Raw genomic sequence first — 24978 nt, 5'->3', positions numbered from 1 at the left:
TATGGAAAGCCTATGACTTTGGATGTGCTCATTATTGGAGGAGGACCAGCTGGCGCAACTACAGCATTATTACTTGCTGAAGCGGGTTGGAACGTAGGTTTGGTCGAAAAGAAGCAGTTTCCGCGTAGAAAAGTCTGCGGTGAATTTATATCGGTTACAAGTTTATCTCTTCTTCAAAAACTTGGATTAGAAGAGTTTTATTTAGCAAATGGTGGTCCTGAAGTAAAAAAAGTCGGTTTATATGCGGATGATGTGATAATGACCGCAAATATGCCTCCCTCTAATGCCTCAAAAAATCTATGGGGTAGGGCGTTAGCACGAGAGTATCTTGATACAGAGCTTATAGAGCAAGCCAAATTGAGAGGGGTACATGTTTGGCAGCCTTGTGAGGCTATAAATTTACACCGTTGTCGAGAAGACAGGGTATTCATTTGCTCTATAAAGGAAAATAATAAAACCAGTGAGATCATTGCTCCACTAGTTGTTATTGCCCATGGCTCATGGGAAAAAAAGATTGTGCACTCAGAAACTAAAATGCATCAAGCTTCTGATCTTTTAGCATTTAAAGCACATTTTAATAACACCAATTTACCTACAAATTTGATGCCGTTACTTGCATTTCCTGGCGGATACGGAGGAATTGTGCACAGTAGCCTGCAGAAAGTCACTCTTTCTTGTTGTATTCGACGTGATGCACTACATGATTTGCGCTCAAAAACTCCAGGGATACAAGCAGGGGAAGCAGTTTATCAACATCTATTGAGCCAATGCCGCGGGGTTAGAGAAGCTCTTAGCAGTGCAGAACGTAAGGGAGACTGGTTGGCAGCAGGGCCGATTAGACCGGGGATTCGCTCTTGTTATAGCGAAGGTATTTTTTTTGTAGGTAATATTGCGGGAGAAGCACATCCGGTTGTTGCTGAAGGAATCAGTATGGCGATGCAATCTGCCTGGTTACTGGCACACTGTTTAATACAGTTTAAATCGAATCATAAGGGGATAGGGCATTTGGACGAGGTTGGTAATTATTACTCAAAGCAATGGCGTAAATATTTTAGTACACGCATTCACGTTTCTTCCCTTTTTGCACAATTGGCTATGATGAAATCTTGGCCTAGATCGTTACTATTACCTGTAATCAAACAATTTCCAGCTATTTTAACTATAGGTGCTAAGTTTAGCGGTAAAGTCCAACAAGTCGTTCCAATTCATAAAGGTTAAGAGGGCCTTATTTCGTATTTTTCAAATTTATGACTCACTGGAAAATCATATCTTGCCCCATATGTTATCTATTTGTACACTAGTAAACAAAAATGAAATGTATTAATGAAAATGAGTCCTATCGACATAAATATTGAAACTTTAATCTTGGTAACTGTTTGGAACCAGCCTAATATTTTTCAAGGCTGTTTTAAAATTTCGACCCTTGATTCACAACACGAAGAGTATTTACTTTTCCGATGTGAAGTACATAACGCTCAGCAAAAGGACTTTATTGAGCACGAGTTTTGCCCGGAGAACTATCATATGACTCATTTGTATATTCAAGAGCAGAAGATCAGTTTGGATCAAGTATATGTGGCGCAGGAATCTGCCTTATATCTATTGAACTATGCACTTTATACCACGATAAAAACAATGCTTATTAATAAACCTCAAAAGCAGCAATCTCTTTCTATGGACGATATTTTTGTAGACTCTTTATTTGAAAAAATAAAACCAATTTTGAACAAAGAGACAGGATGGGATGAGTCTTTGAAAGAAATAGGCTTTGCTGTTGCGATGGATTTTTGTCCCAGAGAAAAAATGGGGGAAAATGCAGTACAAACACTGCTAATGGGTTTTGTTAATCATGATTTTATTGAAAAGAAAATTCACTAACTCACAATTATGGTTAAACACGTAGCTGATGCTTTTATTCAAAAACGGTTTTTATATCAATGAAACTTCATAAGAATTTATTTCTTAATACTATCTTAATCAAGAAATTATATAATTCCGCATTTATTATTTAAAACACGTTAATTATGTTTGAAAAATCAGTCCCGCAATCGCAGTCCACACCTAAAGTTATCCTATTTATACCATTTACAGTAAGTGAAAATAATTACTCCTTATATATGAGAGCATTAGACTGGCGCTATAACTTAAGATCTGCAGAAAAAAAGAAAATTCCAGACATAATTGTGTATCGTCATCCTGATGAAAATGAACAAGATTATGATGGGTATGATGTCCAATTTAAATTTACTCAGGAAAATTTAACCAGCGATACCGTAATTTACGTTCTTGCGGATGGAACCGGAGATCCTGATTATGTGATTAATGTTAATCAAGTCTATTATGAATTTTTTGCTCAAGAACCATATCAATTAACAACTAATGCGGTGGCTTGGCGCCTGAAACAATGTGGTCTGACACCTGAGTTAACTCGAAATTTAAAAGCAATTAATTTATACATTTGTGATGAAAATAACAATAATAACCAATTAGCTACTTATTTTGGACAAGAGTTAGGCGATGGCTACAAAGAAGTAACGGTTAATTATTATGCTGCGTTAGTTTATATACCTCAACCGATGTTAAATGAACAAGGTAGTCTAGACATAAGGAAACGCGCTTGCCTTAACTCGTATGATAATGATGGAGGAGTAAAATTAGTCAAGGCGGGTTATGCTCATGATCATAAACACTCGATAAAAGTTAGTGATGCATTAATCCAGAAAAACCGCTCAAACTGCTCTCCTGATATGAGTACTTTTAAAGCAACGCCGTTACCAACTTTTAAAGAGCTAGTTGCTGCTTATACATCTTCTATGGTTACTATCGAAGAAGCAGATAGTTGTTCAATAAGCATAGAAGAAGGACTTTCAGTCGTCTCTATAACTTTTCCTGAAGATGAATTGGATGTTAGTGAGAGTGGTATCGCACAAAACTCTGATGCATCTTCTCTGACAACTATTGCGGAAGATCTTGATGAAGATACCACGACAAGTAGTTCGCAACAAAAGCATTCAACAGTCACTATAACTTTTCTTGACGATGAATCAGATGTCATTGAATTAGATTTTGCGAGACTTAAATTAGAAGAGCCTCAAATAGAATCGCCCGAGCCGTGTAGAGAGCTTGTCATATGGCAAGATAGAGCGACTTTCTCCTTTTTTAAAGGGATAAAGACGGCAGACAAAAAAGATAAAACGAATTTATCTTGTGGTTTAACTCCCAGATAAAGTCATTATTTCTAAACTATGAAGCGCTGATTCCCACTTATCGATAAGCTATTTTGGGTCAGGGGGAGTAATGGAACGGCCAACCGATTTAAGCAACCTGACTAGTTCAAATTTTGCTCGTATACAGATTATTTATCCAAAAAAAGGCCGTAATCGTTTTGCGGCAGCACGTTGTTCTAATTGTTCAGATGTTACTGGGTGATCAAATTGTTTAATAGGGTAATTGGGGTGAGAGTTATCGGCACTAGGCATTAAATGAAGTACGTGCTCCGTTTCTTTAAGCAAACTATTGAGTTGGTAGTCAAGCAAAGGTGTTTGATTTACTTGGAGGTAGAGCTGTTTTCCCTGTTCAAGACCATTCATGATAGCTTGGTGAAAATGTGAAATAGGTCCCCTTAAGGCAGCAATGTAATCAAAAATAGGCTCTCCAGCTTGCAGTTTTATAATCTGCTCCATTTCCTGATCAAGCTTGTGCAACACGTCTAAAAACTGATTTTGTTTGTCTAGTAGTCTCGTGAATTCTTTTGTTATAACGTGATGTTTTTTAGAGCCCCTATCCCGTAATGCAAAAGAAGTATGGGTGTTTTTATATCGCGCAACGATTTTAGACAGAGAACCAGTTAATATGGCTAAAATATTTAGGATCTGCTTTAAATCTTCATTACCTACTGCATAGGCTAATCGATCCATATTCATTTTAGCAGACTGCTTCGGTTGAATTCCAAGATAATACAATAAATTATGATCAAGACTTAATAAAAAGCTCAAAGCATCTTCACAGCTTAAACGATATTGCAGCGTTAATTGAATTTTAAGTATTTTATCTTCATCAGAAGAGCCATCATCTTCAGTATCAGTTGTTACTTGTAGAAGTTTACTTAATAGAGATTGAGTCTCATTAAGGTGTAACTTGGCTTCATTAATTAAAAGATCAATTTTGTTCGATATATTGTTCATAAAAATCTGGATTTTATAATGGAGTTGTGACCAAATAGATTGGGCCTGTTTTTTTCTCAAAGTTACTTATATTATCCAATGTTGTAGACGCAATATTCTGTATGGCCTCTTGTGTGAAAAAACCCTGATGACCAGTAATAAGTACGTTTGGAAAAGTTTGTAACCTACAAAATACATCATCATCAATAATTTCAGAGGAATGATCTTCAAAAAACAATGGTTCCTCTTCTTCATATACATCAATTCCGAGAGAACTTAATTTTTTACTTTTTAGTGCCTCTATAACTGCTTTTGTGTCAAGAAGCTTTCCTCGACCAGTGTTAATAAGCATCGCTCCTTGTTTCATTTTTTCTAGAGCTTGGTAATCGATTATATGGGATGTATTGTCGTTTAATGGGCAATGTAGACTCACTATATCTGAGTTTTTCAATAATGAATCTAAACTTGTATAATCTACTCCAAGTTTGATACAACATTCATTAGGTTTCGGGTCGAAAGCAAGGATTGTACAACCAAAACCATTAAGAATATTGGCTAGAGAAGTACCTATTTGTCCTGTGCCAATAATTCCTACTGTTTTTTGATATAAGTTAAATCCCATTAATCCATTGAGAGAAAAATTTCCTTCTCTTACTCTATTATAGGCTTGGTGAACTTTTCTATTGAGGCATAAAATTAATGCTACGGTATGTTCTGCAATCGCTTGTGGCGAATAGGAGGGAACCCTGCAGATGCTTATTCCTTTTTTTTGTGCATAAGCATAATCAACGTGGTTATATCCTGCAGAGCGTAAAGCGATTAGCAGGACACCACGCTCATAAAGTCCATCAATTACTTTGGCATTAATGGAATCATTCACAAAACAACATACGGCATCTGTTGGAGGAACTGCCCCGACACTTCCTGAATTCAGATGGAAATCATAATAATTAATTTCATGATGATGGAGTTGATTTACTTGATCAAAAATGGGCCGTTCATATCTTTGTGTGCTAAAAAAAGAAATTTTCATAAATATTTAGGGAATCAGCAAATATATTCGCATTTTAATTCATTATATGAACGAAAATCCAATAAGATTTTTCAGTAGCAAAATGTTAAAATCGGAAACTAGCTTCGATTTTATAGGTTCGTATTACTTTTATAAAGGACATAGAATGAAAAATAGACTATTTACTCTTCTGATTGCATTTACTACGCCCTTAATAGCCAGTGATTTAGGTAGGAATACCTATGAAATAACATGCAAAACTTGCCATGCTCCTCCCTTTGCTAAAAGGATGCATGCTCCTGCTGCCTTTGATAAAAAAGCCTGGAGTATCAGATTTAATAAAGCTGAAATTGAATCGAAAGACCACCCAGACCAATTTAAAACAGCAATTGATTATTTATTCTACAAAGCAAGTATTGGAAAAGGATTAATGCCTCATGGTGGTTTATGTAAAGAAGCTGATGTGCCTCATAAAAATTGTTCTGATAAAGCTATAAAAGAAGCTATTTATTATATGGCAAACATTACAATAGATAATTAATGGATAGGAAATAAACGAGGTCAATTTAGCAGGTTGGGTTATGCGCTTCAGTTAACTACGGCTAGATTTATTGGCACTTTTTGCAGTGATTTGACTGAAATTCCTTATAAAATCATTGAGCGAATAGCAACACAAATTAATGTGGATGATAGTCAGAATTTGTATCTATGCGGCCGCGCTATCAAGCCGTTGTCAACAGCTTAAAATATTACACACGGACTCTGTTATTGTGATAAAGTCCGTCACCCAAAACAAGTAAAAATGGATGATACACTTGACCAAAACGGTATAATGCAGGTTCGATCATCCTATCTCGTGATCTTAAGCATTTCGGACTATAGCAAGCATCTAATCAGTATTACCTTTTTGATTTCTTTTTGATGCCTTATTGATTTCAAAATGATTCTCATTTGAAATTTACCTCCAAACGGAGCCGGGGTGTTCCGGCCATTCTACTCAGCCTAGCCCCGTTATTGCTAGAACCATAAAGCGCTGGCATTTATCTTAGTAAGTAACTAAACTTATTGAAATATAAATGAAATTCATGTGAGCTTGCAATAAAAGCATATTACTCCGTTCAATGCAAGGGGCATAGACATGAAAAATATTAGCCTATAAGGGGCTTATAAAATGATACAAGGCAAGAAATCAAAATTGCTGCTGGGAATTACTGTAATCATTTTAGGTATTTTTTTATTCTCCGTCTGGAAATACTTTCAACCAAGAGAACTTGGTAGTGATTTTGCCAGTGGTAATGGACGGATTGAAGCGATAGAAGTTGATATTGATACTAAAGTTGCAGGTAGGATAAAAAAAATCCTGGTTGACGAGGGTGATTTTGTAAAGGCAGGTCAAGTACTCGCCATAATGGATACCGATTCCCTTGAGGCTCAACTTCGCGAAGCAAAAGCTAAATACAAAGAAGCTCAAAGTAATGTGATTAGTGCCAAGTATCAGGTTATCCAACGGAAAAATGAAAAAGAAGTTGCCCTGGCTACGGTAGCACAGCGTCAAGCTGAGTTAAATTTAGCAAAAAATCGATTGTTTCGAGTTGAAAAGCTGGTGGCTAAAGGAGCAGCTTCTGTGGACAGTTTGGATGAAGCAAAAGCACTTTTTTATAGTGCAGAGGCAGTGTTTAAAGCAGCAAATGCCCAAGTTGCTGAAAAGGATGCCATGATAGCAACCGCAGAAGCACAGGTCAGTGGTGCAGAATTATCCGTTGATGCAGCAGATGCCACTGTAGAGCGTCTGAAGGTAGATATTAAAGACAGTACCTTGGTCGCACCTCTTGATGGACGTATTCAATTTCGTGTTGCTCAACCAGGAGAAGTGCTCGCTGCTGGAGGAAAAGTATTGAACATGGTGGATTTGACCAATGTGTATATGGTCTTTTTCCTACCAACAGAACAGGCTGGAAGGGTACAGATCGGTGCCCCTGTACATCTTGTGCTTGATGCAATTCCTCAATACGTAATCCCAGCAAAAGTGACCTTTGTTGCCGATGTGGCTCAATTTACACCTAAAACGGTTGAAACGGCGAGTGAACGCCAGAAACTGATGTTTCGCATTAAGGCTCGAATTTCCCCAAAACTGTTAAAAAAATACATCTATGCAGTAAAAACTGGACTACCCGGCATGGCTTATGTTCAGCTGAATCCCAAGAGTAAATGGCCTGCCAACATACAGGTGACTGTGCCAAATGACTGAAGAAGATACCAAGCTGGTTGGAGCGTTGGATAATGTGAGCCTCTGGTTTGGCAAGACACAGGCACTAAAACAAATCAGTCTCAAGCTTCCAGCCAACCGCATCGTCGGATTTATTGGACCAGATGGAGTTGGGAAATCCAGTGTGCTTTCCTTAATCGCAGGAGCACGTGCGGTTCAACAAGGAAAAGTTATGGTTTTAGGTGGCGATATGAAAAGAGCCCAGCATCGTAATGCGGTGTGTACACGTATTGCCTATATGCCCCAAGGGCTAGGAAAAAATCTCTATTCATCACTTTCAATTTTTGAAAATATCGATTTTTTTGGCCGTTTATTTGGCCATGAACGAAAAGAACGCGAACATTATATTACGCGATTGTTGGCCAGTACAGGACTTTTGCCTTTCAAGGATCGCCCTGTAAGCAAATTATCAGGTGGGATGAAACAAAAACTCGGCTTATGTTGTGCCCTGATTCACTCGCCCGATTTGTTAATTTTAGATGAACCTACTACGGGGATTGACCCTTTATCACGGCGCCAATTCTGGGAGTTAATCAGCACCATACGCAAGGATAAACCGCAAATGAGTGTCCTCGTGGCTACTGCCTATATAGAAGAAGCAGCACGATTTGATTGGTTGATCGCTATGAATGATGGTGGCATTTTAGCTACAGGAACCCATGCTAATTTGTTGGAGCAGACCCAGACTCACTCCTTGGAAGAAGCATTTATTGCTTTATTGCCTCAAGAACAACAAAAGCATCATCAAAAAGTAGTTATTCGGCCACGATCCCAACAAGAACATGCTGAAATTGCTATTGAAGCTAAAGAGTTGACCAAAAAGTTTGGTCATTTTACTGCAGTAAATTCAGTAAATTTTCGTATTGAACGTGGTGAAATTTTTGGTTTTCTTGGCTCAAATGGCTGTGGAAAAACCACTGTGATGAAGATGCTGACTGGGCTATTGCCAATTAGTGCGGGGCAAGTTTGGCTTTTTGGTAACACCGTTGATGCTCATGATCTCAATATCCGAAGACAAATTGGGTATATGTCACAATCTTTCTCGTTGTATGCGGAACTTACAGTTTTTCAAAATTTATTACTGCATGCGCGATTATTCCATTTGCCTAAACAAGAAGTGAGTACTCATATTAATCACCTGGTGAATCGCTTTTATTTAACTGATGTCATTAATGAATATCCCAACTCTTTACCCTTAGGGTATCGACAACGACTTTCATTAGCCGTAGCAGTGCTTCATAAGCCGGAAATTTTAATTCTGGACGAGCCTACCTCGGGTGTTGATCCCTTAGCTCGTGATTTATTTTGGCAATTAATAATTGACCTGGCTCGACAGGATCGGGTCACTATTTTTATTTCCACCCATTTTATGAATGAAGCGGAACGCTGCGATCGTATTTCTCTGATGCATGCAGGAAAAGTATTAGTTAGTGATAAGCCAGCCAGTCTCATAAAAATAAAAAAAACGAAAAACCTGGAAGAAGCATTTATCTGCTACCTTGAAGAAGCACAAAAAGAAAAGCCTAAAACTCAAATTACTTCATCAGCAGATAAAACAAAAGAAAGTTCTTTTCTTCCAAAAGAACAAACTCAATGCAGATCAGCATTTGATTTAAGACGAATGTACAGTTACTGCAGACGAGAAACACTGGAGCTGATTCGTGAACCCATACGTGCAATTATAGCTTTTCTAGGCAGTGTCATTCTCCTGATTATTATGAGTTATGGTATTAATCTGGATGTGGAAAATCTCTCTTTTGCGGTTTGGGATAGAGATCAAAGTACTGTAAGTCAGAATTATGTTCTTGATATTGCAGGTTCACGTTATTTTAGTGAGTACCCACCTATCATAAATTACAGTCAATTAGATAAAAGAATGCGTTCCGGGCAATTGAATTTGGCACTTGAAATACCCAGTGGCTTTGCCCGCGACATCAAGCGAGGCAGGACAGTACAAATAGGGGCTTGGATTGAAGGGGTTATGCCTCAGCGCGCCGAAACAGCAAGTAATTATATTCTGGGACTACATCAACATTGGCTGGCGAATAATATACCTGAATTGAAGCAAAACAATCCTCAGGATTACTTCAATATAGAAACACGGTTCCGTTACAATCCTGATGTAAAAAGTTTACCAGCGATGGTTCCCGCGATGATTCCTTTACTTTTAATGTTGATTCCTGCGATATTAACTGCACTTGCGGTTGTTCGCGAGAAAGAATTAGGTTCCATCATCAATTTATATGTAACCCCAGTTACTAAAATGGAATTTTTGCTAGGGAAACTACTGCCTTATATTGGTCTTGCCATGTTTAATTTCTTAGCGTTGATTGCTCTTTCTGTTTTCTTTTTCAAAGTGCCAATTACAGGCAGTTTTTTAACTTTTGTGATTGCCGCTTTTATATATGTAGTGATTGCTACATCTATGGGATTTTTGATTTCTACTTTTATGCACAGTCAGATTGCAGCGATTTTTGGAACGGCAATTCTAACCATTCTCCCTGCTTCACAATTTTCAGGAATATTAGATCCTGTATCGTCACTTGAGGGTTTAGGAGCAATGATTGGTCATGTTTATCCAGTGACTCATTTTCTGACTATATCCCGCGGTATTTTTTCAAAAGGACTTAGCTTTAATGACTTACATGGCGCTTTTATTTCTTTATTATTTACGGTACCCGTCTTATTGGGTCTTTGCTTGTTGTGCATAAAAAAGCAGGAGTAATAAATGGCAATAAGTAATATAGTCTACTTAGCAGTTAAGGAACTGCGTGGCATGTTACGTGATCCCATCATGCTGGTATTAATTGTTTTTGCATTTACGATTTCCATTTACGCTGCCGCAACAGCTCTGCCAGAGACGCTAAATAAAACCCCCATTGCCATAGTTGATGAAGATCAATCTCCTTTATCACAAAGAATTACCGATTCATTTTATCCCCCTCAATTTACTCGGCCTGTACACATCAATTTAACGGATATGGACTCAGGACTTAATTCTGGAGCTTATACTTTCACCCTGGATATTCCACCTAATTTTCAGCGTGATCTGTTGGCTGGACGCCAGCCCTCTATTCAATTAAATGTTGATGCGACTCGTATGAGTCAGGCCTTCGTTGGTTCAGGATATATCCAAACTATTATTAGTGGAGAAATCACTGAGTTTTTAATGCATTATCGTGAAGTCGCTGTACCTCCTGTAGATCTGGTATTGAGGGTTCGCTTCAATCCGACCTTAAGCAAAACCTGGTTTGGGGCTGTTATGGAAATCATAAATAATGTAACCATGTTATCTATTGTGCTTACTGGTGCCGCGCTCCTTCGTGAGCGCGAACATGGCACTATTGAACATTTATTAGTGATGCCTATTACCCCATTTGAAATCATGACCAGTAAAATTTGTGCCATGGGATTGGTGGTTTTAGTAGTCAGCACGTTTTCACTAATTGGTGTGGTACATCAGTTATTGGCTATCCCTATTGAAGGCTCCATCTCTTTATTTGTGTTAGGAAGTGCAATGAATTTATTTGCAACAACGTCTATGGGTATTTTCATGGGAACCATAGCACGCTCAATGCCACAGTTTGGACTTTTGTTGATCTTGGTTATTTTACCTTTGGAGATGCTTTCAGGAGGCATGACACCCCGAGAAAATATGCCTCAGTTAGTACAAACCATTATGCTTGCCGCACCCATCACCCATTTTGTCATACTGGCGCAATCCGTTTTATTTCGTGGTGCAGGTTTAGATATCATATGGCCACAATTAGCAGCGCTTGCCTTTATTGGTTCAATTTTTTTCTATATCACTTTACTCTATTTTCGCAAAGCAATTAGTCTATTATAGGTGATTGGTTCACTAAATGAGCCCAGCGATTTCATTAAAATCCTTGCCACCGATAGATGATGCCTTTAAAGGACCAATTAAATTTTAATCGAATATAAATTAGGCTTTCATCCTCTTGAGCGATAATGTCATCGTTTATAAATTTGGGCGTTACATTTCGTTCTCGCAGGTTCTAAGCCAACCAACAAATTTGGCCAGTATACCGATGTTAATCACAGTCCAATCGATTTCATGAGCTGCTAAAAATTCCCAATACAACTTTAAACTATGCGCATAACCTTTGATCGTACATGGTGACTTATCCACGTTACGTAAATACTTTATGAATTCTGTGATGTGTTTAATAGGTTTGTATTCATTATCTAATACGAGCCAACTTTTCTTCATAAGGATTGACAATGACTTTCTGAACTTTCATGTTAACGCTCCACAATGGGGGGTTTGAGGTCCAGTGGTACGAAAACGTACGCTAAGGTTTAGAACCTAACCTCACCTTTGCTATCTCTTGTATATCGATGATATCAACCTCTCGAGATAACGCTTCTTTATATGCGATTAAAACATCTAAAGGAATCACAGGAAGCTGTAATCCTAAAATATTTTTTGAATGAGTTTTAGATAAATCCTCAGATAATCCTTGCCATAATCCGGTTTTCCCATTAAATATTTTCGTTTGATATGCCCCACTCAAATCAATTACTTGACCCTGATAATTAAGAGTCATTAACAGTAAATCCCATGTATTACTTTTAAATTGGTCTGGCCCGTAAGTAATAAATCCAGCCACTTCATTTTTGATGATATCAAATTTATCTTCTGGGATATCAATATCTATATCTTCAATCGGTCGTGTCGCACCATAGGCTCTAGCGGCAAGGCCCCCAGTAATTTGAAAGAGCACATGATGCTTTTTTAAAATATCTGTTATCCAAATTAAAGCTGCTTTTATATTTTGCATATATCCCTCAATAATATGTGAGTACTATGGTTCTATGGGTGGTTTTTGAATAAATGGAGTTACTTTTCCTTCATTTGTCTTCCCATCCATTTCCCGCAAATACTGATAAAGGGTAGGCTTTGAAATACCCATCATCTGACAGATTTCTTGAACTGTATGCTCACGATCTTTGTATAGCTTGCCAACTAACTGGCGTTTATTGCTATCTAATTGTTTCGGTCGTCCGCCAAGTCGGCCACGGGATCTAGCCGAAGCTAATCCCGCTTTAGTTCTCTCACGGATTAAATTTCGCTCAAATTCTGCCAATGCTCCAAACATATGGAATATCAACTGGCCGGTTGAAGTAGTTGTATTAATGGACTCTTGCAAACTTTCAAATCCAACTTTTAACAGTTCAAAATCATTAACTAATGCTATTAGGTGCTTTAATGAACGGCCTAATCTATCTAACCGCCAAACTACAACGGTATCTCCTTCTCTTAAATCCTCTTTGAGACGAGTAAGACCTGGCCTTTCAGCTACTGAGCCACTGATTTCATCGGTGATTATTTTTTTACAACCCGCTTTTTCAAGTGCATCAATTTGTAGGTCTAAATTTTGCTCCAAGGTTGATACTCGTGCATAGCCAATTTTCATAGTTAGTTAATATTCACTTAAAATCGTTAGGAAAGTCTGTTGGATATAGAGTATTATTTACCTTGATTAATTGCCAGTGTTTCTTTACCAAATTAATCTTTTAAAACCGTTTTCCCCTAGCTTGGGATTTCTTGGTAAAGAAAACGGACGTTTTATTAACTTGGAGATGGCTTGTGTCAGATAAGAAATTACAAGCAGATAGAAAAAAAGAAGTGACAATTAAAAGCGATGCACGAAAACAGCGTGGCGAAATTGATAGATCTGTCATGTTCCCAGTTGCACCGGCCAAAGTTGAATTACCAGAAGAATATGCTCAGTGGTTTGCTGATTTAAAATCTAATATTGCCCAAACCAGATTAAAAGTTATTTTAGCCAGTAATGCTGCTATGGTCCTCTTATATTGGGATATAGGCCAAAGGATTTTGGATAAACAAGAAAACCAAGGCTGGGGCGCCAGAATTATTGATCGTTTGGCATTGGATTTACATAAAGCATTTCCTGAAATGAATGGATTTTCACCTCGTAATCTTAAATACATGCGTGCTTTTGCTAGCGCTTGGCCTAACAGTGAAATTGTGCAAGAGGTGCTTGCACAATTACCGTGGTATCATAATATTGCCCTTCTGGAAAAGCTTAAAACTGCTGAGGATCGTTTGTGGTATGCCAAAAAAACATATGAACATGGTTGGTCTCGTAATATTTTGGTAATTCAGATTGAAACTCAAGCCCACCTAAGGCATGGAAAAGCACAAAATAATTTTCCAACAACACTGCCATCAACTGAATCAGACTTGGCAGTGCAGGTTTTTAAGGATCCGTATCTCTTTGACTTTTTAGGTACAGATACACCCAGGCGTGAAGCTGAATTAGAGCGCGGTTTGATGGCGCATATTCAAAAGTTTCTATTAGAACTGGGTCAAGGGTTTGCCTTTGTTGGTCAACAAGTTCACTTAGAGCTAGGTGATCAAGATTTTTATCTTGATTTGTTATTTTATCATCTCAAGTTACGTAGATACGTGGTATTGGAAATTAAAGCTCGGAAATTTGAAGTAGGTGATGGAGCGCAACTGGGCATGTATATGACAGCAGTTGATAAATTATTAAAACATCCAGATGATAAACCAACTATTGGGTTATTGTTAGTTCGTGGTAAAAATAAAATTTTGGTTGAATATGCTTTAGGTGGCATGATTCATCCAATGGGTGTTGCGGAATGGGAAACTCAACTTACCCACGCTTTACCAGATAATCTACGTGATAGTTTACCGACGGTTGAGGAATTAGAAGCAGAACTTAAGAAAGATTCATAACATCTGATTATTTCACCGTATTAATTTTATTCCACGGATGGTGTTATTATGAGATCGCTTTATGGCTGTAGATTTTTTAACCACCGATCAAAAGGCACAATATGGTCAGTATGTTGAAGAACCAAATGATATTCAGCTTGCACGTTACTTTCACTTGGACAAAACAGATTTGGCATTCATTGCTGAACGACGTGGTGAGCAAAATAGACTGGGTTTTGCCCTACAAATTACAACGGCCCGTTTTTTAGGAACGTTCTTTACAGACTTATCTCTAGTTCCTCTCAATGTAAAAACTTTTGTCGCAGGACAATTATCAATTACTGATATTGAAGTATTGAATGATTATGCAAAACGTGAGACCACCAAACGTGAACATACTGCACTTATTCGTGAATATTATGGGTATCGTGATTTTAATGAACTACCATGGGCATTTCGTCTGAGCCGATTACTCTATGCCAAGTCATGGATAAGTAATGAACGGCCAAGCTTATTGTTTGATTTTGCTACTACCTGGCTGATTCAGAACAAAATAATTTTACCTGGTGAATCAACATTATCAAGGCTAATTTCAGAGATTCGAGAAAGAGCAGCCAAACGATTATGGAAACGCTTGTCCTCTTTACCTACTAATGAACAAACAATAAAGCTGGAAGCTATTCTTCATATCCCCAAAGGAGAGCGCACGTCTCGTTTTGATTACTATCGGAAAGGCCCCGTCGCCATTAGTTCCCCAGCATTTAATGAAGCAATGAAACGTTATCTTGAGTTGCAAACATTTGGATTTAGCAGTTTTGACTGCTCCCATATTCCTCCTGTACGGCTAAAAAATTTGGCACGCCAGGCAGGCTTAATTTCTGCAAAAAAAATAGTGCGAATGCCAGATGATAGGCGAATTGCCATACTGGTGGCTTTTGTTAGATCATATGAAACTATAGCTCTTGATGATGCTTTGGATTTACTTGATCTGCTAATTACAGAAATTGCTGGGGATGCCAAAAAGATTGGCCAAAAAAAACGGCTGCGAACATTGAAAGATTTAGATAGATCAGCGCTAGCATTAGCAAAAGCTTGCGAGCAAGTGTTAAATGAAGATACTGCAAGTGATCAGTTGCGTGAAGCAATTTATGTTTTGATTTCTAAAGAAAAATTACTGGAATCTATTTCTATTGTTAATAGTTTGGCTAGACCTATGGATGATAAGTTTCATGATGAGATGATTGAGCAGTATGGGAGGGTACGCAAATTTATACCTCGAGTATACAATGACATCATTTTTAAGGCAGCCCCAGCAGGCAAAAGTACGCTTGATGCATTAAAGTTCCTTTCAAAGACCAATTCATCACGAAAAAAAATCCTTAAAAATCCACCTATTGAAATTATCACACAACCATGGAAAAGATTAGTGTTTGATAAAGAGGGAAATGTTACAAAACAGGGATATACCCTGTGCTTCTTAGAAAAATTACAAGACAGTTTAAGAAGGAGAGATCTATATGTTGAAAATAGTGATCGTTGGAGTGATACAAGAGCTAAATTACTTCAAGGTATCGATTGGCAAAATAATAGGATACAGATTTGCCGTTCCTTGGGGCATCTTATGTCACCTCATGATGCCATAGCTAATCTAACAAGTCGTCTGGATTCTGCATATAAAAAAGTAGCTGCTAATTTTAATGATAATAATGCCATCAGAATAGATGATTCAGGAAAACGCCCTACATTAACAATTACTAATCTGGATAAGCTGGAAATTTCACCAAGTCTTGATTTACTTAGTGGACAAATCGCCAGGCTTTTACCACAAGTAGATCTTACTGAACTAATACTTGAAATACATGCCCATACCGGGTTTCTTGATGAATTTACTCATGTGAGTGAGTCAAATGCTCGCGCAGATGATCTTGCTGTAAGTATTTGTGCAGTGCTTTTAGCCGAGGCCTGTAATATTGGGCTTGAACCATTAATAAAACATCATATTCCAGCATTAACTCGCCATCGACTGACTTGGGTCAAGCAAAATTATATCCGCGCTGAAACATTGGTTCGAGCTAATGCAAGATTGGTTGATCATCAGTCTTCAATCCCACTGGCAAGAAAATGGGGTGGTGGTGATGTAGCTTCTGCCGATGGCATGCGTTTTGTTACACCGGTTCGAACTATTAATGCAGGCCCTAACAAAAAATACTTTGGTTCTAGCAAGGGAATTACCTGGTATAACTTTGTTTCAGATCAATTCTCTGGCTTCCATGGTATTGTTATACCTGGAACATTAAGAGATTCAATCTTTATTTTAGAAGGGTTGCTAGAACAACAAACGGGTTTAAATCCAACTGAGATCATGACGGACACTGCTGGTGCTAGTGATATTGTGTTTGGTTTGTTCTGGCTTCTTGGGTATCAATTTTCTCCTCGTTTAGCAGATGCTGGAGAAGCTGTGTTCTGGCGCATTGATAAAGAAGCAGATTATGGCGTATTAAATGATCTTGCTCGTGGTTGCGCAAATCCTCAACGCATCGAACAACATTGGGATGATATGATGAGGATTGCTGGCTCACTAAAATTAGGTACTGTACAAGCATCTGAACTCATTCGATCACTATTGAAAAGTGATAAGCCATCTAGTTTAGCAAAAGCGATTATTGAAGCTGGTCGTATTAACAAAACTATATACCTTCTGAACTATATTGATGATGAAGATTACCGTCGCAGAATACTTACTCAGTTAAACCGTGGTGAGGGTAGGCATAGTGTTGCCAGAGTTATTTGTCATGGACAACGTGGAGAAATCCGAAAACGATACCGTGAAGGACAAGAAGACCAATTAGGTGCTCTAGGTCTAGTAACTAACGCTGTTGTTCTTTGGAATACAATTTATATGGATGCGGCACGTAATTATTTAGAACAACAGTCCATTCTTATAAAAGAGGAAGATGAAGCCAGACTTTCACCATTACAACATGGGCATATTAATGTTCTTGGGCATTATTCATTTACCTTAAATGACAGGGTTATGAAAGGTCAGCTTAGACCATTCAATAACTTATCAGAAAATATGGATTTTCCTTAGCGTACGTTTTCGTACCATTGGACCTCAACCCCCAATGGTTGCTAAATATAAATTATTTAATCAACGTTATGACTTAGATCCAAGTTATAAGTGCAAGTTTTGTTTATTAATTAACCAATCCAGTTGATATAATTCTAAAAGAAAGGTTCAAGTTTTACTTGCATCACAGATGAATATCTTGCTTTTATCGCAGACCAATTAAATAATAGACCACGCAGAAGCCTTGGTTATGCATCACCAAATGAAGTTTTTACGGAAGAAATCTGTACCATGAAATGAAGATGAAAATGAACACTATGTTATAAAAAGGCGCTTGCACTTATGACTTGTAACCACCCTACACTTTATACTTTAAGTCTGATTATCAAAATAATCAGACTTAGTGAAAAATCAGGGATGGCGGATTCAGGAAAAAATATGGCAGATTGCGAGCCAATCTTGGAATATTTGTAACATGTGGTAGTATTTTAAAAAAACATTATAAGGCTTCGCTATCATGTATAACACCCGAATAGAAATAGATAGTTCGTCTTTCGACAATCAACTTTGTAGTACAATAAATCAAATTGATTTGTTTTATCAGGCTTTTGAACGCCAATATAAAACCCAAGGGAATGGAGAGCTGAATTTTCTAAGGTCTTACGTAGCTGGTCATTCAGTTTTTAGAAAGGATATTTTGGACGACTCAAAAAATATTCTTGATATTTTAAGACATAGTCCTCCAAAAAACTCAGAGGAATTGAAAATATTTTTTAAACGTACAATATATGAGTTACAAAGTAAATGTGAGCATAGTAACTCTTCAGAATCTTCATTATTAAAGCTAATAAAAAAAATTTCTTCCAATTTGGAAAGTATTAATTCTCATGAATTTAAAGAAAATACGAATACATCTTTGGGGAAATAAAGTCGACTCAAATTAAATGAAGCCCAAGAGATGCATTTGAATTCGCGGCTATATACCAAGCCTACTTCTTCAAACCAAAGGTGAAGCGATACAAAAATAAGGCAAAGTAAGGCGCACCAAAGTGCGCAAAATTAGGATGAAGCTATAATTTGAAAATTATGAATATGAGCTAGAACACCTTTTTCCCATCCTCCTGCAATCAAATGTTCCGCATTTTTTTGTAGCGCCGAAGCAACCTGGCCCGAGAAATGCATTTTTTGAGCAGCTTTATCTTGGAAAGCATCAAAGATAGCGTAAGTATCTTTGTCAGTTTTTAAAGCAACCCAAAAATAAGTTTTTGGCTCTGTTGTATTAATAAGTTGGGAACCTCCTTTTAATAAGAGTTCTAACTCATGGCTTTTACCTGGGTTTGCCTTAAAAACAATATAAGATGCTTCTTTAGCGGTCAAAACCATATTCAAATTAAAATTATTAGCAGCAATGACATCATAGTTACATACATTAGCTAACACACCTTGATCCCAACCCCCTACTACCAATTGCGAAGCATTTTCTTTTAAGGCATTAGCAACTTGGCCTGTAAAATGCAACTCCCTTCCTTTTTCATCAAAAAAAATATCAAAAACAGCAAGATGATTATCTTTCTTTAACGCAAACCAAAGTGCGGTATTGGGTTCGGTTTGTCGCACAAGTTGCGCTCCTTTTTTAAGAAATTCTGCAAAATTTGACATGGATTCTTGTTTGCTTTCCATATTGATATAAGTGGCTTTATGAATGTTATTCGCGCTAGTTCGCATGGTTGTTTTACTCGCATAGTTAGAAGTTATAAATCCAATAGATAGTAGTTTAAATTTCATAGCCCCAAAAAACTATCTACCGATAGATAGATTAATTAGATAAAAAATTTTAAAAAGTTTTTTTAATATAGTGTTTCACTGTTTCAACATAGGAAATATCCTCATACAATCTCGACATTAACAAGCCTCCTTCTAGTTGAACTAAAATATACCTAGAAAGTTCCTCCAGTTGAATAATGTCTAGTTTTTCTTTATCAGAAATTCCTTCGCTGATGACTTCTTTTATCCACTTGCCCATAACATTAAAAAAAGTTCGGACTTTAACCTTAACCTTTTCTGTTAATGAAATTACATCTGAGGCCAGCATGCCACCTAGGCACATTTTCATCTCATCATGCACAGTTAAAGAAATGACCTTATCCACAAAGTTCAATAACTTTTGTTGCAAAGATAAAGATGCATTAAATTTCAGTTCATTTAAAGACAATGACAGTCGATTCAATTGCCAGTCTATTACGGCAGCAGCCAAGTCTTCTTTAGCAGGATAATAGTAATGAATACTTGACGTTTTAATACCCACCACCTGCGCAATATCTTTATAACTAAAAGCGTTATAACCCATCGTTTGGATTAAACTTTCTGCAGTGGTTAATATTTTTTCTTGTGTTGTTGTAATTTTCATAATAAGTATTCTATCTATCAGTAGATACATTGTCAATTTATTTGTGTGTATATGGGGTCAGGCCTTGAATTGTGAATTTCAAAACTATAGTGATAATTTTTTAACTATTTTACTCACACTAGAATAATGCAAGCAAAAATCTTCCCCAATTTCTTCACAATTCAAGGTCTACCCCCATTGCATGTGGGAAATTATCAAGAATACTCAGAGCAATTTGGACAAGATTATTTAGCAACGGGATAAGCGCAAATGTAAACCAACGTTAATTCACGCGGATAATCAAGGCTTGAACAATTCGCAATTAATTTAAAATATAAAATTTACTATCACTCGATAAGAAAAGCTCGCGATTGGCTTCCATGAGATCGCGTGTTTCTTCAGCAAAGGATAATAATTGACCAACCTCTTCCAAATCTATCACATCACGAATAGCCCCTTTCACATTCCCAGTTTTAAAAAGAGATGGTGCACGATTATCAGCGGCGTGGATCAATGCTTTTAATTCTCGTTTAATTTGTTTAAGTTCCTGAATTTTTTCAGGTAATTCCAAAAAATAATCTCTTATCCCATAATTGTATTCATTTAAAGCTATGGAGGTTAATTTTTCAGTACCGCTGCTGAACTTGGCATAATTATTCAATTTTTTACTTTTAAAATAATCCTGTTTACTGGAAGTTCTTAAATTTTCAATAGTTTCTTCATATATGTCTTTCTGGATCAAATAATTATGTAGACTGTTTGGGATAAATGAGCCAGGATCATTTATTGCTTCAATTGAATCCTTTAACTTGGTAAATCTAACCCTCAACTCACTAGCGTCAACAATATAAGACAACTTTCTTTTTTTACTCATAATTTGCAGGCAATACAATTATTGTGTATAAATTATACATTACTGGATAATTTTATTCAATTTTATTGCCATGGTAGAGGCTGCGGGAATCGAAGCCGCGACAATTAAGATTTATTCAATTAGATATCTTGAGATAATCAGAGTTAAACGCATAGCACCTACATTAGGCCTCTATGCTACCCTCTCCAAATGCATTACAATCGCCCAATTTGTTCCCTTTAAGAGATTAAAATTATGGCTGTTGAAGTTGTTGTTTTTGGTGGTGCGAAATCAGGTAAAACTACACTTTGCCAACTGCTGACTGGTAAGCCCGTTGACCTATCTTCAAAATCCACCTCTACTTATAGTGCTTTCAATTCAAAGGAATGGGATATAAGCAAAATTAACATTCGTCAAAAACATGGAAAACAAATTTCTGATATTTTATCAAATGCAAGAATAGCACTCTTTTGTGTTGATTTATCAGAAGACTATAATGCAACAGAGACAAAAGAAAAAATTGCTCAATTTAGAGCACGCAATCCAGAGGCGCCCCTCATTTTAGTGGGCACAAAACTTGATAAATCTGATGATGACCACCGTATCCTCACAATTTTTAATGAAGTAAACAACGAACTCCCTGAAAACACAAAAGGTTTTGCAGAATGTATTTCCTTTTCAGCTAAAGATAAAGGCGAAAGCTTAATTAATCTTTCAAAGCGAATGAAGACGCTTGGCCCAGGTCCATCTTATCCTTTACAACAAGCCCGGAATAAGTTAGATCCTAAGTCGCTTCTCTACAAAGCTATAGATGATTTTATTTCTGCTGCCGAAGAATTTAATTTATCGGATGAGCAATTTGTTCAACTTGGCGATCAAACCAATTTATTAATTACCTATCTGAGGTTTGGGGGAAAAGATAAAGAGCAGTTGATCAAAATTTACTCCGAGCAATGCAAGAAAATTTTGAATGAACAACCCATACCCCTTAAAGAGGCGTTTGCTGCTATTGTTACAGCGGCTCTTACCAGTCTTTTAGTATTTTCAATTGGTTTTGCCATTGGGTGCGCCGCTGGTGCATGGACAGGCCCTTTTGCCTTGCTAACAGGTATTGCAACAGGCTCTGCCGCTGCCACTAACTTGCTTTTTTTAAGCGGAGGTTGTGGGGTGGTTACGGCGGGGGCTTTAACTCACTTTGGTTTCTTTAAAGGTGCTTCAATTGGCTCCGCCGAAATCGAGTGTATAGAATCAGCAGCAAGAGCCGAACTCATGCTCCATGGCGTGCAGTAGCCTATATTTGACCGCAGGCTCTAAAGAGAGCTTGCCAAACTAAGTTTTATAATGAGCATAGTACATTTGTTTGATAATAATTATCCATCGAGTCTATTATCTGCGCCATTTAAAATCTGAAGTTTGATAGTCACATAAACTTTATAGGCCCCAACCCTCCCGTGTAAACAATACAAATCTTTAACAAAAATGGAGCGTAAAAGGGAAAAGCGTTTGCAATATGTTTGGGGCCAGGCTTGATATAATTGATTAATACAGCCCTTTTCTCGCGCCTCATAATTAGCCACCCCTTCTCTTGGAATTCTTAAAACCTAAAACGCAGCTTATGTTTGTCGAAAGTGCGGCATTTCTCAATCTAGCCCCAACTGAAAAAGTGATACCGACAGGATGTACCTTCGGAAAATAGATCAAAATAAAAGCATCAAGTTCATCCTCGAGCGGCTCTGCTTGTCATAACTTTTATCTAGGGATTTAGAGAACATCGTCAAGCTTTTGCTGTGATAAGGCTTTTCTAAATTTTCATCATTCATTGCTTGGTTTTTACCTAGCTGACTTAAAGGCTTTGGTTGGAGCTTAACGAAACTGACCATGGTGTTACGACTAGGATCACCATTGCGGATCATAGCAACATTAGGTCCTAGATCTCCTATATATAAACCATATTCTTTCAATAAAGATTTCCAATGATCCATAGGACGGAAATTTCGAGTTTCAGTCATTTCTTTTTCAAGAGAAATACCATTGACGGCATTAAAGACACTATGTGCCATATGGGCCATTAATAGGGACTCCTTATCATGAGCATCGTGGTCTACCAACACGAAACGACCATTGGGCCGCAAAATACGACGCACATTTTTCAAAAACTGTTCCAATTGATCTTCTGGGAAATGATGTAAGCCCACATAACAAGTAATGACCTCTGCGTTGTTATCGGGAATTGAAGATAAATCCGGCACATTATAATCAAGTTTTACAAAATTATCATAAGGTCTGGGGATCCCAGTTTGAACATAATCAGTCATTGATTGTTGCTCATAAACGGCAGTAATGGGTCCCGTTACTTTGAATGCAGACTTAAATCCTGCGACAAATCGACCGGGATATCCTATTTCAACCAAACCATCAATGGTTTCTACATCTGGCATTAAAGCTTTAGCCTGAGCAGTTAAATCTTCTTTAATGCTAGACAATGACCCTAAAATTCGGCGTAAAGAGCCCAATTTTCCAGGCATTACATTCGGCAGACAACGCAATAATTCAGCGTAAATTTCTTCATGGGTATCGTTATATTTCAGAATGTCCTCAAGAAGAACATAAAATTTATCAGTATCGATACGCTGTAATACATTCTCCAAAAATCCAGCAAACCTCTTCTTAGTCTCTGCCGAAGCCATTAATTCCTTGAAATAATTAGGTTTATTTTCTTTTAGAGCAAGATAATGTTGATACAAGCCATTATAAAATACACCTTGCCTATCTTCATTTTCTTTTGCAGATTTGAACTCATCCACGTGATCTTTTCCGTACGCTTTTTCAAATTGTTCTTGCGAAGAAAACTGTTGATAGGGAAGATAAAACGTTCCGCCGTGTTTAATCACTAAATCATTTGCTTCACGTATCCATTTTTTAGTTTTAACAACTTCACTTTTTTTGAGCGCTTGGTTAAAACAAAGCACTACAGCAAAACGATCCCCTTCTCTTGTATAACCCAAAGTGGAATATTCGTCTTTTTTTACAAAGCGCACGCTGCTATTAATTAGGGCTACTTTGTTTTTGGTCAATAATGCCCCTAATTCCTTAATAAAATTAGCTAAATTTTCTCCGGGGACAAAAAATTCTTGCAACCATTCAGATTCACTCACGGAGTTATTAAACATTGCATTAATTGACGGTTGCATTATTTCATTGGTGGTCATTGGGGTTTCATTATTTAAAAGACGATGTCTTTCCCCTTCCCAATATTTCTGCCGTACATAACCAGAACGACGCGCCACGTTGACCATGATACGCTCCATTCGTGTTCCATTTTCATCTTCTTTATTAATTTTTTCACTTTCTACTGGTGCAGAATTATCAAGTTTGATGTAGTTGACCGCAACACCATTCCCCAAAAGATTGTTAGGAGCCAGAGATAGGCGAAATAAATGCATGCGAATCTTATCATCTGGCTGTACGTTTTTTCTGAAATGTTTCAAATAGTTTTCAATAGAAACATCGACGCTCTGTTCTACTAAATTCTCATTATCTGTTAATTCAATCTCAGCACTGACAACAATACCAAAAAGACCGAATCCGCCTAAGACTTTTCCAAATTTAGGGGAATATTTATCAATTGTTTCCAACTCACCGTCAGAATTAATTATTTTCAAAGATTGAACGACATTTGCCAAATTACCTGAACGATGATTCCACCCATGAATATTAGTTCCAATTGAACCCCCAACGGAAAAAATATTTGATGCTTGCATTACTTTAAGCGCCAATTTCTTCTTATTTGCTTCTATTTGCAAGTCGACCCAACGTACCCCAGCACCAACTTTGGCTGTTTTTGCATCTTTATCAATAACGATTTCATTAAATTCACTCATATCAATTAGAATGCCCTTCTTTCCTTCTTTGGAGAGAGGTATAAATTGCTTTCCTTGAGATTTTCCTGCACCAACAGCCATTATCGACTGACCATTTTTTCGCGCCTGACGGATAATCTCTTGTAAATCTTCTAATGTTCGAGGAGTTTCATTTTCTACATCCGCTTTATAAAGTGCTCCCCCCGACATCGCCTTGTCATATTTTTTTTCAGGTAGAAAAAAGAAAGAAACAAGCTTTGGGCTGATAAAACCAAATAATGAAAATGTCAAACCCAATAAGCTTTTGCTAAATAATGTTGCATATTCTCTGGATTTAGCGAAAAAAAACTCTTGATTGGTATCGGATGAAAATAAAGCACCAACAAAATTTGTGGTGGCACAAATAAAGGAGGTGATCACATCAATTGCAGCTAATACAGGAAACATCAGAAAAATTATGCGCTTGCGGATAAAAAACCATGCTTCATTCATAAAAGAAGACTCTTCTTCTAAATCCATGCGATCAATCCAGCTCGCAGGTATTTCTGCATAGCGTCCAATTGATGGAAAGCGATTATATATGTCTTGTAATTTTTTCCTTAACTCAATAGCCATAGTCGTTTATCCCTTAGTACAAA

General features: G+C 37.3%; 21 protein-coding genes and 1 pseudogene. 13 read left to right on the top strand and 9 right to left on the bottom strand.

Annotation, left to right across the window (positions count from 1 at the left end):
• Nucleotides 1-12: 12 nt before the first annotated feature.
• The 3 genes from Lste_RS07055 (at nt 13) to Lste_RS07045 (ending at nt 3227) form a co-directional block, all read left to right on the top strand.
• Nucleotides 13-1218 carry an NAD(P)/FAD-dependent oxidoreductase gene (locus tag Lste_RS07055; protein ID WP_058510344.1) on the top strand — a complete coding sequence of 402 codons (1206 nt, stop codon included), beginning with the start codon at nt 13-15 and terminating at the stop codon, nt 1216-1218.
• A gap of 105 nt (nt 1219-1323) precedes the next feature.
• Entirely contained in the window at nt 1324-1878 is a 555-nt protein-coding gene (locus Lste_RS07050) for a hypothetical protein (protein ID WP_058510343.1), read from the top strand.
• 239 nt (nt 1879-2117) lie between these two features.
• Complete coding sequence (locus Lste_RS07045; protein WP_058510342.1) at nt 2118-3227, top strand: hypothetical protein; 1110 nt, start codon at nt 2118-2120, stop codon at nt 3225-3227.
• Between the two features lie 132 nt (nt 3228-3359).
• Here Lste_RS07045 and Lste_RS07040 read toward each other — a convergent pair whose 3' ends face one another.
• Both Lste_RS07040 and Lste_RS07035 read right to left on the bottom strand, forming a co-directional pair.
• A complete protein-coding gene (locus Lste_RS07040) occupies nt 3360-4184 on the bottom strand; it encodes a hypothetical protein (protein ID WP_058511675.1) in 825 nt (274 codons plus the stop codon).
• A gap of 13 nt (nt 4185-4197) precedes the next feature.
• Entirely contained in the window at nt 4198-5196 is a 999-nt protein-coding gene (locus tag Lste_RS07035; protein WP_058510341.1) for a 2-hydroxyacid dehydrogenase, read from the bottom strand.
• 145 nt (nt 5197-5341) lie between these two features.
• Here Lste_RS07035 and Lste_RS07030 point away from each other — a divergent pair, with 145 nt between their 5' ends.
• The 5 genes from Lste_RS07030 to Lste_RS07015 all read left to right on the top strand — a co-directional run bounded on the left by Lste_RS07030 (nt 5342) and on the right by Lste_RS07015 (nt 11288).
• Complete coding sequence (locus tag Lste_RS07030) at nt 5342-5716, top strand: c-type cytochrome (RefSeq protein WP_058510340.1); 375 nt, start codon at nt 5342-5344, stop codon at nt 5714-5716.
• A 3-nt stretch (nt 5717-5719) separates the two neighbouring features.
• Nucleotides 5720-5920, top strand: coding sequence for a DUF4158 domain-containing protein (locus Lste_RS19810; RefSeq protein ID WP_083503927.1), 201 nt, complete (start codon nt 5720-5722; stop codon nt 5918-5920).
• Nucleotides 5921-6346: 426 nt separating this feature from the next.
• Entirely contained in the window at nt 6347-7423 is a 1077-nt protein-coding gene (locus tag Lste_RS07025) for an HlyD family secretion protein (protein WP_058510339.1), read from the top strand.
• On the top strand, nt 7416-10166 hold the full coding sequence (gene rbbA, locus Lste_RS07020; RefSeq protein WP_058510338.1) for a ribosome-associated ATPase/putative transporter RbbA: 2751 nt from the start codon (nt 7416-7418) through the stop codon (nt 10164-10166). The genes Lste_RS07025 and rbbA overlap by 8 nt, the downstream gene beginning before the upstream one ends.
• A gap of 3 nt (nt 10167-10169) precedes the next feature.
• Nucleotides 10170-11288: an ABC transporter permease gene (locus Lste_RS07015; RefSeq protein WP_058510337.1), complete on the top strand. Its 1119-nt coding sequence runs from the start codon at nt 10170-10172 to the stop codon at nt 11286-11288.
• 150 nt (nt 11289-11438) lie between these two features.
• On the opposite strand, the gene Lste_RS07010 is transcribed toward Lste_RS07015, so the two are convergent.
• From Lste_RS07010 to Lste_RS07000, 3 genes are all read right to left on the bottom strand, one after another.
• Nucleotides 11439-11675: a site-specific integrase gene (locus Lste_RS07010; protein WP_058510336.1), complete on the bottom strand. Its 237-nt coding sequence runs from the start codon at nt 11673-11675 to the stop codon at nt 11439-11441.
• A gap of 82 nt (nt 11676-11757) precedes the next feature.
• Complete coding sequence (locus tag Lste_RS07005; RefSeq protein WP_058510335.1) at nt 11758-12246, bottom strand: hypothetical protein; 489 nt, start codon at nt 12244-12246, stop codon at nt 11758-11760.
• A gap of 24 nt (nt 12247-12270) precedes the next feature.
• Nucleotides 12271-12882: a recombinase family protein gene (locus Lste_RS07000; protein ID WP_058510334.1), complete on the bottom strand. Its 612-nt coding sequence runs from the start codon at nt 12880-12882 to the stop codon at nt 12271-12273.
• A 173-nt stretch (nt 12883-13055) separates the two neighbouring features.
• Here Lste_RS07000 and Lste_RS06995 point away from each other — a divergent pair, with 173 nt between their 5' ends.
• The 4 genes and pseudogenes from Lste_RS06995 (at nt 13056) to Lste_RS06985 (ending at nt 18169) form a co-directional block, all read left to right on the top strand.
• On the top strand, nt 13056-14192 hold the full coding sequence (locus Lste_RS06995; protein WP_202814163.1) for a PDDEXK nuclease domain-containing protein: 1137 nt from the start codon (nt 13056-13058) through the stop codon (nt 14190-14192).
• A gap of 61 nt (nt 14193-14253) precedes the next feature.
• Nucleotides 14254-17262: a Tn3 family transposase gene (locus tag Lste_RS06990; protein ID WP_058510333.1), complete on the top strand. Its 3009-nt coding sequence runs from the start codon at nt 14254-14256 to the stop codon at nt 17260-17262.
• A gap of 138 nt (nt 17263-17400) precedes the next feature.
• A pseudogene (locus Lste_RS19805) lies at nt 17401-17541 on the top strand (IS30 family transposase); the annotation flags it as partial.
• Nucleotides 17542-17758: 217 nt separating this feature from the next.
• Nucleotides 17759-18169 (top strand): hypothetical protein, encoded by a 411-nt coding sequence (locus tag Lste_RS06985; RefSeq protein WP_058510332.1) that lies wholly within the window; start codon nt 17759-17761, stop codon nt 18167-18169.
• 131 nt (nt 18170-18300) lie between these two features.
• Here Lste_RS06985 and Lste_RS06980 read toward each other — a convergent pair whose 3' ends face one another.
• The 3 genes from Lste_RS06980 to Lste_RS06970 all read right to left on the bottom strand — a co-directional run bounded on the left by Lste_RS06980 (nt 18301) and on the right by Lste_RS06970 (nt 20501).
• The gene (locus Lste_RS06980; protein ID WP_237760442.1) at nt 18301-19026 is read right to left on the bottom strand and encodes a hypothetical protein; all 726 of its coding nucleotides are present in this window, start codon (nt 19024-19026) and stop codon (nt 18301-18303) included.
• Between the two features lie 49 nt (nt 19027-19075).
• Nucleotides 19076-19648, bottom strand: a complete 573-nt coding sequence (locus Lste_RS06975; RefSeq protein WP_058510331.1) for a TetR/AcrR family transcriptional regulator — start codon at nt 19646-19648, stop codon at nt 19076-19078.
• A 301-nt stretch (nt 19649-19949) separates the two neighbouring features.
• Nucleotides 19950-20501, bottom strand: coding sequence for a hypothetical protein (locus Lste_RS06970; RefSeq protein WP_058510330.1), 552 nt, complete (start codon nt 20499-20501; stop codon nt 19950-19952).
• Nucleotides 20502-20735: 234 nt separating this feature from the next.
• On the opposite strand from Lste_RS06970, the gene Lste_RS06965 reads away from it, so the two are divergent.
• The gene (locus Lste_RS06965; protein WP_058510329.1) at nt 20736-21770 is read left to right on the top strand and encodes a GTPase domain-containing protein; all 1035 of its coding nucleotides are present in this window, start codon (nt 20736-20738) and stop codon (nt 21768-21770) included.
• 407 nt (nt 21771-22177) lie between these two features.
• Here Lste_RS06965 and Lste_RS06955 read toward each other — a convergent pair whose 3' ends face one another.
• Entirely contained in the window at nt 22178-24955 is a 2778-nt protein-coding gene (locus Lste_RS06955) for an FAD-binding protein (RefSeq protein ID WP_058510327.1), read from the bottom strand.
• Nucleotides 24956-24978 lie beyond the last annotated feature (23 nt).

This window comes from Legionella steelei (genome assembly GCF_001468005.1).
Classification (GTDB): domain Bacteria; phylum Pseudomonadota; class Gammaproteobacteria; order Legionellales; family Legionellaceae; genus Legionella; species Legionella steelei.
The sequence above is the reverse complement of the archived record's forward strand: the minus strand, read 5'-3'. Positions and strand labels throughout refer to the sequence as shown.

Coding starts and splice junctions, on each gene's coding strand:
- Lste_RS06975 (WP_058510331.1), bottom strand. CDS start 19,648: ATGAAAATTACAACAACACAAGAAAAAATATTAACCACTGCAGAAAGT.
- rbbA (WP_058510338.1), top strand. CDS start 7,416: ATGACTGAAGAAGATACCAAGCTGGTTGGAGCGTTGGATAATGTGAGC.
- Lste_RS07040 (WP_058511675.1), bottom strand. CDS start 4,184: ATGAACAATATATCGAACAAAATTGATCTTTTAATTAATGAAGCCAAG.
- Lste_RS06990 (WP_058510333.1), top strand. CDS start 14,254: ATGGCTGTAGATTTTTTAACCACCGATCAAAAGGCACAATATGGTCAG.
- Lste_RS07025 (WP_058510339.1), top strand. CDS start 6,347: ATGATACAAGGCAAGAAATCAAAATTGCTGCTGGGAATTACTGTAATC.
- Lste_RS06955 (WP_058510327.1), bottom strand. CDS start 24,955: ATGGCTATTGAGTTAAGGAAAAAATTACAAGACATATATAATCGCTTT.
- Lste_RS06980 (WP_237760442.1), bottom strand. CDS start 19,026: ATGAAATTTAAACTACTATCTATTGGATTTATAACTTCTAACTATGCG.
- Lste_RS06985 (WP_058510332.1), top strand. CDS start 17,759: ATGTATAACACCCGAATAGAAATAGATAGTTCGTCTTTCGACAATCAA.
- Lste_RS06970 (WP_058510330.1), bottom strand. CDS start 20,501: ATGAGTAAAAAAAGAAAGTTGTCTTATATTGTTGACGCTAGTGAGTTG.
- Lste_RS07050 (WP_058510343.1), top strand. CDS start 1,324: ATGAAAATGAGTCCTATCGACATAAATATTGAAACTTTAATCTTGGTA.
- Lste_RS07035 (WP_058510341.1), bottom strand. CDS start 5,196: ATGAAAATTTCTTTTTTTAGCACACAAAGATATGAACGGCCCATTTTT.
- Lste_RS07055 (WP_058510344.1), top strand. CDS start 13: ATGACTTTGGATGTGCTCATTATTGGAGGAGGACCAGCTGGCGCAACT.
- Lste_RS07000 (WP_058510334.1), bottom strand. CDS start 12,882: ATGAAAATTGGCTATGCACGAGTATCAACCTTGGAGCAAAATTTAGAC.
- Lste_RS07015 (WP_058510337.1), top strand. CDS start 10,170: ATGGCAATAAGTAATATAGTCTACTTAGCAGTTAAGGAACTGCGTGGC.
- Lste_RS07010 (WP_058510336.1), bottom strand. CDS start 11,675: ATGAAGAAAAGTTGGCTCGTATTAGATAATGAATACAAACCTATTAAA.
- Lste_RS07030 (WP_058510340.1), top strand. CDS start 5,342: ATGAAAAATAGACTATTTACTCTTCTGATTGCATTTACTACGCCCTTA.
- Lste_RS07045 (WP_058510342.1), top strand. CDS start 2,118: ATGAGAGCATTAGACTGGCGCTATAACTTAAGATCTGCAGAAAAAAAG.
- Lste_RS06965 (WP_058510329.1), top strand. CDS start 20,736: ATGGCTGTTGAAGTTGTTGTTTTTGGTGGTGCGAAATCAGGTAAAACT.
- Lste_RS07005 (WP_058510335.1), bottom strand. CDS start 12,246: ATGCAAAATATAAAAGCAGCTTTAATTTGGATAACAGATATTTTAAAA.